General features: G+C 41.3%; 14 protein-coding genes. 9 read left to right on the top strand and 5 right to left on the bottom strand.

What is annotated here, in order from left to right; genetic code table 11:
- Positions 1-51 precede the first annotated feature (51 nt).
- Both PAUR_RS08765 and bioA read right to left on the bottom strand, forming a co-directional pair.
- Positions 52-1,389 (bottom strand): KamA family radical SAM protein, encoded by a 1,338-nt coding sequence (locus PAUR_RS08765; protein WP_192507388.1) that lies wholly within the window; start codon positions 1,387-1,389, stop codon positions 52-54.
- A gap of 151 nt (positions 1,390-1,540) precedes the next feature.
- Positions 1,541-2,830, bottom strand: a complete 1,290-nt coding sequence (gene bioA / locus PAUR_RS08770; RefSeq protein WP_192507389.1) for an adenosylmethionine--8-amino-7-oxononanoate transaminase — start codon at positions 2,828-2,830, stop codon at positions 1,541-1,543.
- 122 nt (positions 2,831-2,952) lie between these two features.
- Between bioA and bioB the strand changes: the two genes are divergently transcribed.
- The 4 genes from bioB to bioD are packed head-to-tail and all read left to right on the top strand — an operon-like array spanning position 2,953 to position 6,585.
- Positions 2,953-3,990 carry a biotin synthase BioB gene (bioB, locus tag PAUR_RS08775; RefSeq protein ID WP_192507390.1) on the top strand — a complete coding sequence of 346 codons (1,038 nt, stop codon included), beginning with the start codon at positions 2,953-2,955 and terminating at the stop codon, positions 3,988-3,990.
- On the top strand, positions 3,990-5,123 hold the full coding sequence (locus PAUR_RS08780) for an aminotransferase class I/II-fold pyridoxal phosphate-dependent enzyme (RefSeq protein WP_192507391.1): 1,134 nt from the start codon (positions 3,990-3,992) through the stop codon (positions 5,121-5,123). The genes bioB and PAUR_RS08780 overlap by 1 nt, the downstream gene beginning before the upstream one ends.
- Entirely contained in the window at positions 5,120-5,905 is a 786-nt protein-coding gene (locus tag PAUR_RS08785; RefSeq protein WP_192507392.1) for a methyltransferase domain-containing protein, read from the top strand. Before PAUR_RS08780 ends, PAUR_RS08785 begins: the two co-directional genes overlap by 4 nt.
- Complete coding sequence (bioD, locus tag PAUR_RS08790; RefSeq protein WP_192507393.1) at positions 5,902-6,585, top strand: dethiobiotin synthase; 684 nt, start codon at positions 5,902-5,904, stop codon at positions 6,583-6,585. The genes PAUR_RS08785 and bioD overlap by 4 nt, the downstream gene beginning before the upstream one ends.
- A gap of 267 nt (positions 6,586-6,852) precedes the next feature.
- On the opposite strand, the gene PAUR_RS08795 is transcribed toward bioD, so the two are convergent.
- Positions 6,853-8,364 (bottom strand): DUF1735 domain-containing protein, encoded by a 1,512-nt coding sequence (locus tag PAUR_RS08795; protein WP_192507394.1) that lies wholly within the window; start codon positions 8,362-8,364, stop codon positions 6,853-6,855.
- Between the two features lie 204 nt (positions 8,365-8,568).
- On the bottom strand, positions 8,569-8,769 hold the full coding sequence (locus tag PAUR_RS08800) for a hypothetical protein (RefSeq protein WP_192507395.1): 201 nt from the start codon (positions 8,767-8,769) through the stop codon (positions 8,569-8,571).
- Between the two features lie 75 nt (positions 8,770-8,844).
- Here PAUR_RS08800 and PAUR_RS08805 point away from each other — a divergent pair, with 75 nt between their 5' ends.
- On the top strand, positions 8,845-9,396 hold the full coding sequence (locus PAUR_RS08805) for a GNAT family N-acetyltransferase (protein ID WP_192507396.1): 552 nt from the start codon (positions 8,845-8,847) through the stop codon (positions 9,394-9,396).
- On the opposite strand, the gene PAUR_RS08810 is transcribed toward PAUR_RS08805, so the two are convergent.
- Complete coding sequence (locus PAUR_RS08810) at positions 9,376-9,900, bottom strand: TetR/AcrR family transcriptional regulator (RefSeq protein ID WP_192507397.1); 525 nt, start codon at positions 9,898-9,900, stop codon at positions 9,376-9,378. The two genes, PAUR_RS08805 and PAUR_RS08810, sit on opposite strands and share 21 nt — an antisense overlap.
- Positions 9,901-10,312: 412 nt before the next feature.
- Between PAUR_RS08810 and PAUR_RS08815 the strand changes: the two genes are divergently transcribed.
- The 4 genes from PAUR_RS08815 to PAUR_RS08830 all read left to right on the top strand — a co-directional run bounded on the left by PAUR_RS08815 (position 10,313) and on the right by PAUR_RS08830 (position 14,733).
- Positions 10,313-11,902 carry an ABC-F family ATPase gene (locus PAUR_RS08815; protein WP_192508543.1) on the top strand — a complete coding sequence of 530 codons (1,590 nt, stop codon included), beginning with the start codon at positions 10,313-10,315 and terminating at the stop codon, positions 11,900-11,902.
- Between the two features lie 220 nt (positions 11,903-12,122).
- The gene (purE, locus tag PAUR_RS08820) at positions 12,123-12,605 is read left to right on the top strand and encodes a 5-(carboxyamino)imidazole ribonucleotide mutase (protein WP_192507398.1); all 483 of its coding nucleotides are present in this window, start codon (positions 12,123-12,125) and stop codon (positions 12,603-12,605) included.
- Position 12,606: 1 nt separating this feature from the next.
- Positions 12,607-13,755 carry a 5-(carboxyamino)imidazole ribonucleotide synthase gene (locus PAUR_RS08825; RefSeq protein ID WP_192507399.1) on the top strand — a complete coding sequence of 383 codons (1,149 nt, stop codon included), beginning with the start codon at positions 12,607-12,609 and terminating at the stop codon, positions 13,753-13,755.
- Positions 13,756-13,806: 51 nt separating this feature from the next.
- Positions 13,807-14,733, top strand: coding sequence for a YeiH family protein (locus tag PAUR_RS08830; protein ID WP_192507400.1), 927 nt, complete (start codon positions 13,807-13,809; stop codon positions 14,731-14,733).
- Positions 14,734-14,744: the final 11 nt, after the last annotated feature.

Raw genomic sequence — 14,744 nt, forward strand, 5'->3', positions numbered from 1 at the left:
CTGCTATTTAATCGGCTTTATAATGCATCTGTTTAATGTATATATAAATATTTACATTGCGTCGTATTCATCTTGCCAGAAGAATTTTTCTTCTCCAAACGCGGGGACTAAGCCATCAAGCCAAGTGGCTTTCTCGTCGTATTTTGCAAAGAAAGGCCGTTGTACCCAATCAGGGTTTCTCGCTTGAATAAAGCGTAAAACAAATACTTTCTCACCGTTTATTTCACTGACACCTGAAACTTCTACTTTACCGGGCCCAGCGCTCATTGATGGGCCTCTCACAGTTCTACTTACGCCAGATACTTCTTTATAAGCCTCACGGAATATTTCCCAGTTTTTATAAAGAGGCAACTCAAAGTAACGCTTGGCACCGGTATCACGTTCAATGAACATATAATAAGGGATCATGCCCATTTGAGTTTGTTCTTTCCACATTTCAGACCACATTTTAGGGTCGGTATTGATGTTGTTCAGAAGAGGAGCTTGGGTTCTTATTTGTGCACCAGTTTGACGGATCAAACGGATGGCTTCTTTAGTTACTTCGGTACGTAATTCTTGCTTATGGTTGATATGCGCCATGATGGATACATGTTTGCCTGCATCAACCAGCTCCTTAAGAAGCGCGAGTAACTCTTGTGCATCTGGATCAGTAACGTAACGGAATGGCCAGAACGTTAAAGATTTAGTCCCAATACGAATAGTGCGAATATGATCAAAGCGGGGTTCTTTTAATGCTTCTAAATATTTACGCAATTTAACGGTACGCATTACCATCGGATCACCACCGGTCATGAGTAAATCAGTGACTTCGGTGTGTTCTGCAAGATAATTATGTAACAGTTCTTCATCATTATTGTTGAATCGAGTTGCTTTGCCTACGAATTGGGCCCAGCGGAAACAAAAAGTACAATAAGAGTGACAATATTGACCTTGAGAAGGGAAGAATAAGACGGTTTCTTTGTATTTATGCTGAATACCGTCAACCCGTTCGCCTTCGTATTCAGGTACGTTTTTTTCCATTTGCCCCGCAGGGTGTGCGTTGAACTTTTGGCGAAGTTCTGTGGCAAGATTAAACACATCTTCAGGTGTATGATCGCCTTGCAACAAAGCAGCCATTTCATCATAAGATTCATCATCAAGCATACCACGTTGAGGGAAGGTAAGCTGAAATACTGGATCGTTGGGCACCTTGTCCCAATCTATTAATTCCTCGATAACAAAATTGTTTACCCGAAATGGGAAGACGTTAGCCACAACTTTCATTTCAAAACGAAGGTGCTCTGGTAGCTTGTCTAGCTGTTCAATCTTGTCGATTTGACGATGTTGATAAACGGTAAATCGAGGCGCTTTATACGCTTCGACTGGCTGCAATTTGACGGTTTGATGCATATTTGCCCTTTTAAGCTTGCTAGATTCAAAAAGGACATAGCCTATCATCTTTAGGAACAAATTTCAGTGTAAATACTAGAATTTGCAATAATTTGATAGACTGGGTTAAGTCAATAAAACCGTTAGCCCTATTCCTTTAGAGCATAGTCTTTTAATACTGTTGTTGCTCTAAAGCAGTATAAATACCATTACATAGGGCGTGAATTTGTTGGTTTGACGTAATGTAAGGAGGCATAATATAAATTAACTTGCCAAAAGGTCTGATCCATAGTCCTTGGTCTATAAAGTATCGCTGAATTTTGGCAACATTGACAGTGTGCTTTACTTCCACCACACCTATAGCCCCGAGTATTCTCACATTTTCTACTGCGTCGAGCTTTTCACACAAACGAAGATGTTGCATTGCACCAAATAACCTCGTTACTTGCGCTTCCCAGTTATTTTCAAATAATAAATCAATGCTTGCTGACGCCACAGCACAGGCTAATGGGTTGCCCATAAATGTGGGCCCATGCATAAGTACACCGGCATTGCCTTTACTTATTTCGGTGGCGACATGGTTTGTGGTAAGTGTTGCAGATAGTGTCATGGTTCCACCGGTTAAGGCTTTGCCTATGCACAGTATGTCTGGACTTATGTTCGCATGTTCACAAGCAAACAATTTCCCTGTACGGCCAAAACCTGTTGCTATTTCATCGAGGATCAATAACACATTATATTTATCACAGAGTATGCGTAGCTCTTTTAAATAAGCGGGGTGGTAGAAATTCATGCCGCCTGCATTTTGAACTATAGGCTCGATAATGAACGCCGCGACTTCATGATGATGTAGCTTAAAGCTATTTTCTAATTCTACTAATTCATCATGATTAATATTACCGCCAAATGATGATGCTGGTGCTGGCACAAAAATATGTTCTGGTAAAAACCCTTGGTACATACTGTGCATTGAATTAACGGGATCACATACGCTCATTGCCGCAAAGGTATCTCCATGGTAACCCTTTCTTGCCGTCATTAGTTTCGTTTTATGTTGCGCCCCTTGACTCATCCAAAATTGTAGCGCCATTTTAATAGCCACTTCAACACTGACCGAGCCACTATCGGCCAAAAATACTTTTTGTAATGGTTCTGGCGTTATGTTGATTAATTTTTTGCATAAATTGATCGCTGGCGCATGCGTAATACTACCGAACATAACATGGCTCATAGACTGCGCTTGTTCAGTGATGGCTTTCACAAGTTTTGGGTGATTATAGCCGTGAATCGCACTCCACCAAGATGCCATGCCATCGATGAGTTGTTCTCCAGTTTCTAAATATATATGTGCGGCATCCGTATGACTCACTGGGTAAACGGGGAGTGGGTCAATCATGGATGTATAAGGATGCCAAATATGCTCTTTGTCAAAATCTAAATCAACTGCGTTATTTTTACTCACTTGTAAACCCTGCTACTTGCTTTGTCGTTGACAATACTACGTCACTCAGTAGACTAAGCCAATCACCGTCAAGTTAAGTGCACATAATTTAGACACTTGCTACAAGAATAAAGAGAAACAATATGATCACAGTTCGCCACGATTGGACTCATAAAGAAGTAAAAGCACTATTTGAAATGCCATTTAATGATTTACTATTTAAGGCTGCAAGTATTCATCGCGAAAATTTTAATCCCAATGAAGTGCAAATCTCAACCCTGCTATCTATAAAAACAGGGGCATGCCCTGAAGATTGTAAATACTGCCCTCAGTCAGGTCATTATAAAACAGACCTTGAACGTGAACGTTTGATGGAAGTTGAGAAAGTGGTGGAGCAAGCGCGTTTAGCTAAGAATAAAGGTGCAACGCGTTTTTGTATGGGGGCTGCGTGGTCAGATCCTAAAGACCGTGATATGCCATATATAGAGAAAATGGTTAAAGAAGTTAAAGAGTTGGGTTTAGAAACCTGCATGACATTAGGCATGCTAGACAATGATAAGGCTCACTCGCTTAAAAACGCTGGGCTAGATTACTACAACCATAATTTAGATACTTCACCAGAATATTACCAGCAAATAATAACAACCCGCACTTATCAAGACAGACTTGACACCATTGACCATGTGCGCGATGCAGGCATGAAAGTATGCTCAGGTGGTATCGTTGGTATGGGTGAGCAAGCGTCTGACCGTTTCGGTTTACTAATTCAATTAGCGAATTTAGACCAACAACCAGAAAGTGTACCAATTAACATGCTGGTTAAAGTTAAAGGGACGCCACTGGAAGATGTGGATGATTTAGATCATTTCGAATTTATTCGCACAATTGCAGTAGCGCGCATTATGATGCCATTTAGTTACGTACGACTCTCTGCAGGTCGCACGGCAATGAATGAGCAAATGCAGTCAATGTGTTTCTTCGCTGGTGCCAATTCAATATTTTATGGTGACAAACTGCTGACTACTGAAAATCCTGAAGCGGATGCAGATATGAACTTACTGAAAAAGTTAGGAATGAAGCCTGAAGAACGTCATGATTATTCTGATGAAGCTTATGAGGCATCTCTATCTTCAGCCATCGCTGATAAAGCAACCTCAGAGCTATTTTACGAAGCAAATTAATGGCGTTTGATTTTATTGAGCACAGTATCGAGCAACGACGTACTAAGTCGTTGCTACGCCGTCGTATATGTATACAAAGCAGTGATGCAAGGTATATTAACGTTGACTCAAAACGTTACTTGAATTTTGCCAGCAATGATTATTTAGGCTTAGGTGGCCCGGTTTTGGCTAACGACGTATTATCGGGGAGCCGAAGTTCTTCATTGGTAACGGGATATTTAGATGTTCATAAAAAGCTAGAGCATGCTTTATGTCAATTGTTGGGTTACGATGATGCAATGTTATTTAGCAGTGGGTTTAGCGCGAATAGCAGTGTATTAAAAGCGCTTTTTAATGAACAATCAGTTGCAAAAGACAGTGCTATTTTTCAAGACAAGCTCAATCATGCCAGTTTAATTGATGGCGCATTGCACAGTGATGCAAGGCACATTCGATTTAATCACAATGATATGAATCACTTGCGAGCACGTTTAGAAAAAAGTAACGCATTAAATAAGTTGATCGTGAGTGAAGGGGTGTTTTCAATGGATGGTGATAGCGCGCCATTAGCGCAGTTACATGCATTAAAGCAGCAGCATAATGCTTGGTTAATGATTGATGATGCGCACGCTTTTGGTATTACCGGGAAGCAGGGACTAGGTAGTGCACAAACACAGAACAAACCGGACATATTAGTGATCACATTTGGTAAAGCAATGGCTTGCCAAGGCGCTGCAGTATTGGCTAGCCACGATGTTATTGACTATCTAGTACAGGTAAATAGGGATTACATATACTCTACCGCAATGTCGCCAGTCATGGCACATAGTGCGTTACAACAGTTAGATAAAGTGATTAATGCAGATGACGCACGTACTCAGTTACAACAAAATATTGCGCTATTTCAACAGTTATGTGCAAACGTAAATATCCCTTTATTGACATCGAACACACCGATACAACCTATTGTGTTAGGGTCCGCCGAGAATGCTTTAAAGGCTCAGAGAAAGCTTAAAGAACATAATATTTGGTTGACGGCCATTAGGCCACCGACGGTACCTCACAATACGGCACGGCTCAGAGTTACCTTAACAGCAGCCCATAAAAGTGATGATATACACTATTTAGTACAAGTTTTGGGGGAGGTATTATGAACCGCCACTCACCAAAAAGCAGTGTAATGTCAGATGCTATTAAACAACATACGGCTGAATGCTTCTCCAAAGCGGCTGATAATTATGGTAAATATGCAAAAGTACAAACTAAAGCAGCGGCATTATTATTCACTAAGTTGCGTTTAAGTAATCGGTATATACTAGACTTGGGGGCGGGGCCACTACTACACCATGATATATTAGCAGCCCGGGCCGCCGATGTAGTACATATGGATTTGAGTCATGCCATGTTAATGCAGGGACCAAATACGACAGGACGTGTGTGCGCTGATATGGATGCCTTGCCATTTCAATCTGAAACTTTTGACGCGGTGTTTTCAAATTTTGCAATTCAATGGAGTCAGTCCCCAGCTCAGTTGTTTACAGAATTGGCGAGAGTATGTAAGTCAGGAGGGCAGGTTGTCCTATCATCTGTATTAACTGGTTCGCTAAATGAGATAGCGGTAGCATGGCAGGCAAATGATTGTGAAACACATGTTAATCACTTTTTGACTTTATCGGCACTGATTGGGTATGCAGCAGAGGCTGGCTTCGACATTGGCAGTGCTAAGCAAATTGCGTTGGTAGACGAGTATCCTGATGCGAAAGCAGCAATACAATCAATCAAACATATTGGAGCAAATAAGTTACAAGGTAGCCGAGAAAAGAAAGGCTTGATGGGGCGAAAAGCGTACAGAAAAGTACTTGATGGGTATCCAATTACAGATAGCTGTGCGCCTGTGACCTACCAAGTCGCACTATTGGAGTTATTCAAACGATGAGCGCATTTTTTATTACAGGTACAGATACTGAGGTTGGCAAAACCTACGTAACCTCTTTGTTACTGAAGTTTTTAGCCAAGCACAAGCGGAAAGCTTTGGGCTTTAAACCCATAGCTGCAGGGGCTGAGGAAGCTTTTGGCCAATTAGTCAACGAAGATGCACTCAGCTTAATGGAATGTGCGTCGGTACACGGTAAATATGAGCAAATAAATCCTATTTGTTTTGCCCCTCCAATTGCACCACATATTGCTGCAAAACGGGCTGGTTTTGAAGTTTCTGTTCAAGTTTTGCACAAGCACTATCTCGCGTTAGATGACCTGGGTGCCGAATTTAGACTCGTGGAAGGTGCGGGCGGGTGGGCGTTACCAATCAATGATACACAATACCTTTACGACTGGGTAATTGCTGAGCAATTACCTGTCATACTGGTCGTAGGTATGAAACTTGGCTGCCTTAACCATACACTTTTGACGATGCAGGTTTTGCAATCTCAAGGCGTAAAGTGTGTAGGTTGGATTGCCAATCAGATTGATAGAGATATGGCTGAGTTTGACGAAAACTTAGCGTCTCTTCGACAGCGAATAAGCGCCCCTTTACTCGCTGTTGCGCCTTACACAGAAGAAACCCCTACCTTGCAGATCCATGCTGCATTGACCAACTTATTTGGTATTGATCTTTAAATACATAAAAAGCCAAAGTGAAAGGTTCACTTTGGCTTTGCGTGCTACAGGTTGGAGATAGTACTGAAGCTTAATTAATCTCAGCTCTGGATAAGCGAATTTGCCCAATAAAGCTATTTTTCTCACTCTCGGCGTTGCTTTCATTTGTAATAGCCCGCTATTACTGCATAAAAGCGCCTTGATATTGAACAAAATATCATCATTGGGTTGTACGTAAGTTTGTTTTCAAAACATTTTCTATTCCAAAACCTTTACCCAAACCTGAGGTTAATTACATCCTTTTTGTACAGTTTGAGTTGATACTCTAACTACAAAGTCATTGTAATCACTATCGTTTTGATCTTCCCAATACTGGATGTTACCACTTTGCCTCATATTAGTCGTTAATTGGCCACTGTTACCATTGATAGCCATAACGTATGAGATTGAGCTCGATTGCAACACATCATAACTGCCATTTGCACCATACTCATCAAGCAGTTTGACATAACTACCATTCACTTTTATACCCCAGTCATTATTAAATAATGAATCTTCAGAAACGAATTGATAATTAATACGCGTGTAATTTGCAGGCGTGCATGGAGCGTCATCATTAACAATTGTGCCACCGGCACTGCTTTGTCCAGAAATGCCTGATTGTGCAACAGCATTAACGGTTAGCGTTTTATCTGCGCTATGTACAGTGTTATCAATTGTTAGAATAGAGACTGCGGCACTTGTTTGACCAGACGGAATTGTCACGGATGCCGTTGATAATGTGTAATCACTTGGTGATGTTGTACCATCCGTCACCGACAATGCAACCGTAATATCTTCAGTAAATGTTGTACTTATTGTTGCATTGTATGTCAGTGTTCCACCTTCGACAACCGAGTCTGTGACGGGTTGAAGTGAAAAAGTGGGTTTGGGTGCAGTGCCGCATTGCACGTTTGTGTAGCATGCGACAGGTTGATTAGTATTAGTTGCTAAATCATTTAATCTAACGGGCACAGTGGCAAGTAAGCAAGTTGACCCCGTATTAGGCTCCAACATATATATTTGCGACTTATTAGCGTGCCCATGGTCGTTAATGAGTGTCCGACTGATCACCACATCGCCTGCTTGATTTAGGGTTGCGCCTGTAACTGAAGTTAAGCCGTGATTAGAAAGTAAAGTTAGTGCATAGGTACTGCGGTTGATTTCGTAGGTTGAGCTTGACGTCACGAGCAGCAGTTGACTGCCTTTAATTACCAAGTCACCACGATACTTACCTGATAGGTTACCTAAACTAGCAAGTTCGGTTGCTTCACCAGTTTGCTTGTCTATTTGATACAGCTTACTGTAGCTGCTGGCGAGTAAAGTATCATTCTGATTATCATAAACCATGCCTATTACTGATTTTGTTGTACCAACAATAGTATGGCTTTGGCTTGCAAAGTCATAATAAGCTAACTTTGTTGATTTGTACCTTTTACCTTTAATTGGTAGGTGTGCAAGTTCATCGGCGCTAATCGCCAAGGCACTCACGTCAACCTCATACTCTGTTGGGCGCGGGGAGGCGACATAATACATTCGGTTATTACTGTTATCATAGGCGAGTGCACTAGAGCTGAACTTAGCAATTGATTTAGCTTGCGCTGATTGCACTTCCTCATTGAGGCTGAAGAGCAGACCTAAATCTCCGCGACCGGCATTGATCCCATAGAGTTCCCCTAGGCATTCGTTTGCATAGCTCGGAGCGCAAATACTAATAGCTATGAGTGATAGTGCAGGCATGGTTAATGAAGTTTTTGTCATGGTGTAGTATCCAAGGTAGTTCATCCTGAACAACTAATACAACACAAAGTAATGTCACACCCGGTCCATATCGCAGGTGTGATTTCTTAATCCTTTGAGGCGAGTGCTTCCGTTATTGACTTTGCAATCTGAGGTCATTATCTACACTTAAAAACATTTTATCAACATTTATTTGGTACTAAAGGGTTGGTTTTTTTGTGGGGGTTACGCTTTGTTGTTCATTTTTATATAGTTAGGTAATAGCTCTTCGACAATTTTTTTTGCACTAATGGTATAGCGGACTCCATTAAACATAACAGAAGTTTGTTCATCAATACCTGTTATTCCGGTTAGTGTCCAACCTTCGCCGCGTTCAGGGCAGTAGACTTTCGTGGTGGGTTGAATCACTTTAAACTCTTCAGACATTATATTTCCTAGATGGACTGATTTTGCGCAGATAGTTTATACTAATTATAGAATTTTCCAATCTATGTAGCTCCGATGGTATTACAAACCACCCGTTTATTTTTAAGGCCTATCTCGCATCGAGATATAGATGCCCTGTTGCGGCTACTTAATGAGCCATTGATCGCTCAGTATAATGATTATGGGCAAACAGTGAGCCGTGATGAAGCAAAATCATTGATCCAATGGGATCTTGAGCAAGCTTATCAGGGAACAGGTACGCGCTTTGTTATTATTAATAAAATATCAAATGAATTTATAGGCACATTAGGCATCTATGACCATGATATTATTAAAAAGCATTGCTTTTTAGGTTTCGAGCTTTCGCCATCCGAATGGGGAAAAGGTATTATGCGTGAAGCACTCGAGTGCCTATTTAACTATTTAGTTGAAAACATCGCACAGAATGCGCTTCCTTTGCTGGTAAGAGCAAAAGTTGAGAGTTTAAATAAGAACTGCATAAAACTATTAACACGCTTGATGTTTACGCAATCGAACGTAAATGAATATATCATGCTCTTAGAAGCTGCAGATCCGAATGCTATGTACGAGCAGGGAGCAGATACATTACTTTTGGATCAAATGTAATTTATTGCTGAGAGTACGGACCATCTCCTGTGCAGTGGTATTGTCGTCACATAACCCTTGTAATAAAGTCATGAAATAGCAATCCATCATGACGTTTGCCTGTGTCGCATCATATTGCTGTTCGGAATATAGCATTAATTTAAATGCGTTCAATTGATCTAGAAAATACGCTTGTTGCCATAAAATGCAAACCACTAGCTCTTTACTAAACTCTTTATTTTCTAAATAAAAGGCATACAAATATTTGGCATAATGGCGAAGCTTTAATCTGGGTGTATGGTGCGTATCTGTTTCTGCCGCCTCCTGTATTACCGAATCTATTTTGCGATACATTGCGACTTTCAGTATGTCGGCTTTTGACGGGAAATGGCTAAACACCGTGCCAGTTGCTACACCAGCATATTGTGATATTTGCCGAGTTGTGGTGTCGTGGTACCCATACTCGTTAAATAGGTCCCAGCTTGCGTTTAAAATTGCAGAGTATGTTTTTTCTCTTTTATTCATAATAGTCCCTATCCGAAGAAGCAAATATCTTAGCACTATTTTTATACAAACACATAAAATGCTTATTTTATGAGCGCGCTCAATTATTTTTATGAGTGCGCTCAATTTAAAGTAACGTGCTGTGTCTCAGATATTTGGACATGGACTATTTTCAGTTATTTACTTTCATCCATGGCGATTACGCTCGCTATTAGAAGGAGGTGCTATGCCCAGCAGGTATGTTGCTACTCTTTTTTAATATCGGTATTTAATTGCTGTGGAACGCTGGAGAATGGTTGAACCCCAATAAAAAATACATTTAGAAAGCATAAAGCAAGTACTTCACTATGAACTTTCGTGGTTTTACGCGCGCGTTTAGTTTAAAATCAAGCACTGATAAAATGTAAATTCAGATAATCCTGAGGAGCCTGTTATTTTAAGCGCAGCTAACGTCACCATGCAGTTTGGTGCAAAACCATTATTCGAAAATATCTCTGTAAAATTTGGAGATGGCAATCGCTATGGCCTTATCGGTGCAAACGGTTGTGGTAAATCTACGTTAATGAAGATCCTTGGTGGCGAACTTGAAGCCAGCGCTGGTAACGTAAGTGTGTCACCTAACACCCGTCTAGCTAAATTAAATCAGGACCAATTTGCTTACGAAGAGTACTCCGTTGTTGACACGGTTATTATGGGTCACAAAGAACTCTGGAGCATAAAAGCAGAGCGAGATCGTATTTACTCATTACCAGAGATGAGTGAAGAAGACGGGATGAAGGTCGCAGATCTTGAAACGGAATTTGCAGAAATGGATGGTTACTCCGCCGAAGCTAAAGCAGGTGAATTGCTGTTAGGTGTGGGGATTCCAACTGAGCAGCACTATGGCTTAATGTCTGAAGTTGCGCCTGGTTTTAAACTGCGAGTGCTGTTAGCGCAGGTGTTGTTTGCTGATCCAGATATCATGCTGCTAGACGAACCAACCAACAACTTAGACATCTATACTATCAAGTGGTTGGAAGACGTTTTGAATCAACGTGATTGTACTATGCTTATTATTTCCCACGATCGGCATTTCTTAAATTCAGTGTGTACACATATGGCTGACATAGATTATGGTGAGTTACGTGTTTACCCGGGCAATTATGACGAATATATGTTCGCGGCAACACAAGCACGTGAAAAGCTGCTCAGTGAAAATGCCAAGAAAAAGGCGCAAATTGCGGAGCTACAACAGTTTGTATCACGCTTTTCTGCCAATGCATCGAAAGCTAAACAGGCGACTTCTCGAGCTAAACAAATAGATAAAATTCAGCTAGATGATGTTAAAGCATCATCTCGTCAGTCACCATTCATCCGTTTTGAACAGTCAAAACAGCTTTTCAGAAACGCACTTGAACTTAATAACGTTGGCCAAGGCTATGATGAGTTATTATTTTCTGGCCTTGAAGGGTTAGTTGAAGTAGGTGAACGCATCGCGATCATTGGTGAGAATGGGGTTGGTAAATCAACACTATTGCATTCTTTTGCTGGTAGACTTGACCTAAAAGAGGGTGACTTTAAATGGTCTGAAAATGCCAATATTGGTTATTATGCGCAAGATCATGCTGATGAATTTGACAAAGATATGACCGTTTTTGAGTGGATGGAGCAATGGCAGCAAGAAGGGGACGACGAGCAAGTTATTCGCAGTTATTTAGGCCGTATGCTGTTCTCTCAAAATGACATTAAGAAGTCGGTGAAAGTGCTCTCAGGTGGTGAACAAGGTCGTATGCTTTTTGGTAAGTTAATGATGTTCAAACACAACATGTTATTGATGGATGAACCAACAAACCACATGGACATGGAGTCAATTGAAGCATTAAACTTAGCGTTAGAGCAGTACGAAGGCACGTTATTTTTTGTATCTCACGATCGACAGTTCGTATCATCACTTGCGACCCGAATTTGGGAGATTAAAGACGGGAAAGTAATTGACTTTAGAGGTAGTTACGAAGAGTACCTTGCATCACAAGAACTGGCATAACTTAATCAACCGCGCTGTAGAGTGCGGTTTTTTGTTACGCGCTTTATTGTCGTTTTTAATATCAAAGGCTGTATATCACAAAGCGGCAATAAAAATGGTATTAGCATCGCACTTAGGTATAATACCGCGCAAAAATTAACATAGTTTTGATTACCCCAACATACATTCAAAACTGTGATTTATATTGTATCGTTTAACTTACTATTACCGAGGATTTACTATGACGGTTGGCATTATTATGGGTTCAAAATCAGATTGGCCTACCATGCAGCATACAGCAGATATGTTAGACAAATTTGGCATTGCGTATGAAACTAAAGTTGTTTCAGCGCACCGGACTCCTCAATTATTGGCTGACTATGCATCCACTGCTGCTGAGCGTGGTATTAAAGTCATTATCGCAGGCGCAGGTGGTGCTGCACACCTTCCAGGTATGGCTGCTGCTTTTACGAGTTTACCCGTATTAGGCGTTCCCGTTAAATCTAAAACATTAAACGGAGTTGACTCATTACTTTCTATTTGTCAAATGCCAAAAGGTGTTGCTGTTGGTACCCTTGCGATAGGTGATGCGGGTGCTGCTAATGCTGGATTGCTTGCTGCACAAATTTTGGGTTGTCAGCAACCGGAGATTTTCGAAAAAGTTGAAGCGTTCCGTAAAGCGCAAACGGAAACAATTCTAGCTAACCCGAATCCAGCTGAATAATATGAATATATTAGTTTTAGGGTCAGGGCAGTTAGCGCGGATGATGAGTTTATCTGCGACGCATTTAGATTTACATGTGTTAGCGTATGACGTTAGCACTAAAAAGGTCGTTAATCCGGTTACCGGTCAGCTTAGTGAGCAATCGTTATCACAGGCGATTGCATCAAGTTGCGCAATCACGGCTGAGTTTGAGCATATCCCTCATGATGTGCTTGAACAATGTTCACTCAGCGGGAAGTTTTATCCAGGTGCGCAAGCCATAGCGACTGGCGGTGATCGAGCGAAAGAGAAAGCGTTACTTGATAAAGCGGCAGTGAAATGTGCGCCTTATAAATTGATCACCGAAAAACAGCACTTTTTAGATGCCGTAGAACAATTGGCTTTGCCTATGGTTGTCAAAACGTGTCAAGCCGGTTATGACGGTAAAGGGCAGTGGCGTGTTAAATCAGTCGAGGATATTGAGTCAATCTGGTTAGAAATGGCTGAGTTTTTATCGACAGGTACAACACTGAGTCCACATTCTATTATTGCTGAGAAAATGATCCCATTTGATCGTGAAGTATCGATTATTGGTGTTCGTGATCGTAACGGACAGTGTAAAATCTATCCATTGACTGAAAATCAACATACGGATGGTGTGTTGACCTTGTCGATTGCAGGTAAAGAGAAAAATGATATTCAGCAACAAGCTGAAGATGCTTTTAATGCATTGGCCAATTCGCTTAATTATGTGGGTGTTTTAGCCATCGAGTTTTTTGATGTACAAGGGGAGCTGCTGGTTAACGAAATTGCGCCACGTGTTCATAATTCAGGGCATTGGACACAACAGGGCTGTCATACAAGTCAATTTGAGAACCATATGCGTGCAATTTCTGGATTGCCGTTGGGTTCGACCACCTTGATTAGGCCGACAGCGATGATCAATGTGTTGGGTCAGCAAAGCATTCCGAGTACAGTACTAACCGTCGATGGCGTGACGAGCCATTGGTACGGTAAAACTGCGAAGCCTGGTCGAAAAATGGGGCACATTAATGTGTCAGCTAACTCGCTGCATGAGTTGGGAGAAAAGCTAGGTGAACTTGCAGAATTTCTGCCAGAGGAGTACTACCCCGGTGTACTCGCGACTGGGCACCAACTTATTCTAAATTAACCAATAGCCGGATTTAATATCCGGCTTTTTTTGGATTTAAAAACGTGGCATATGATGACTTTTAGTCAATGTAGTTTCTTGTTGTTATTTATTGCGAGTTTTACATCCTTCGTTGGACCCGCATTGGCCCTTGCCATGGGGATGCTGTATACGTGGTGCTGGGGAAACCCCATGGAGGCTTGGAGTAGCAAAGTCAGTAAATGGATGCTGAAAGTCGCAGTGATTGGACTCGGTTTTAATGTCAATATATATGATGTACTAGAAGTCGGTCGCAGTTCAATCGTGTTAACCATTGTTAGCATTACCGCAATCATTGGTTTAGGAGAAATACTGACTCAACTATTTAGACTAAATAAAAACACCGGTATTTTAATCTCTTTTGGTACCGCAATATGTGGCGGTAGTGCCATTGCAGCTATGGCGCCAGTTATTAAAGCCAAAGAACATGAGATTGCTGTTGCGCTTGCAGTGGTGTTTTTGTTAAACGCGGTAGGCCTTATAATATTCCCCCTTATTGGCCATTACTTTGTACTCTCAGAACAGCAATTTGCTGTTTGGGCTGCACTGGCTATTCATGACACCAGTAGTGTGGTTGCTGCAGCGGCAACATTTAGCCCATTGGCGGTGGGTATTGCAACAACGATAAAGTTAACGCGGGCGATGTGGATAATTCCCTATACAGCATTGGCTGGCGTATTTTGGAAAAGTGAAGAAAAGGCCAACATTCCACTATTTATATTTGGGTTTCTAATTGCGGCATTATGCAATACGTGGTTTGAGCAGTTCGAAGTTGTCTGGCAGAGTGTCTACTCGGGGGCAAAACACATCTTGGTTGCGACTTTATTCTTGATTGGTGCTGGCGTTTCGAGAAAGGTACTCATAGAAACTGGCTGGCGGCCATTCGCTATGGCCATGATTTTATGGATCATAGTAAGCAGTGTGCTTTTATTACTAATAAAAGATGGTTACATTTCGTAAAAAGTTTTATT

The organism is Pseudoalteromonas aurantia 208, from assembly GCF_014858725.1.
In the GTDB taxonomy this organism is placed as follows: Bacteria; Pseudomonadota; Gammaproteobacteria; order Enterobacterales; family Alteromonadaceae; genus Pseudoalteromonas; species Pseudoalteromonas aurantia.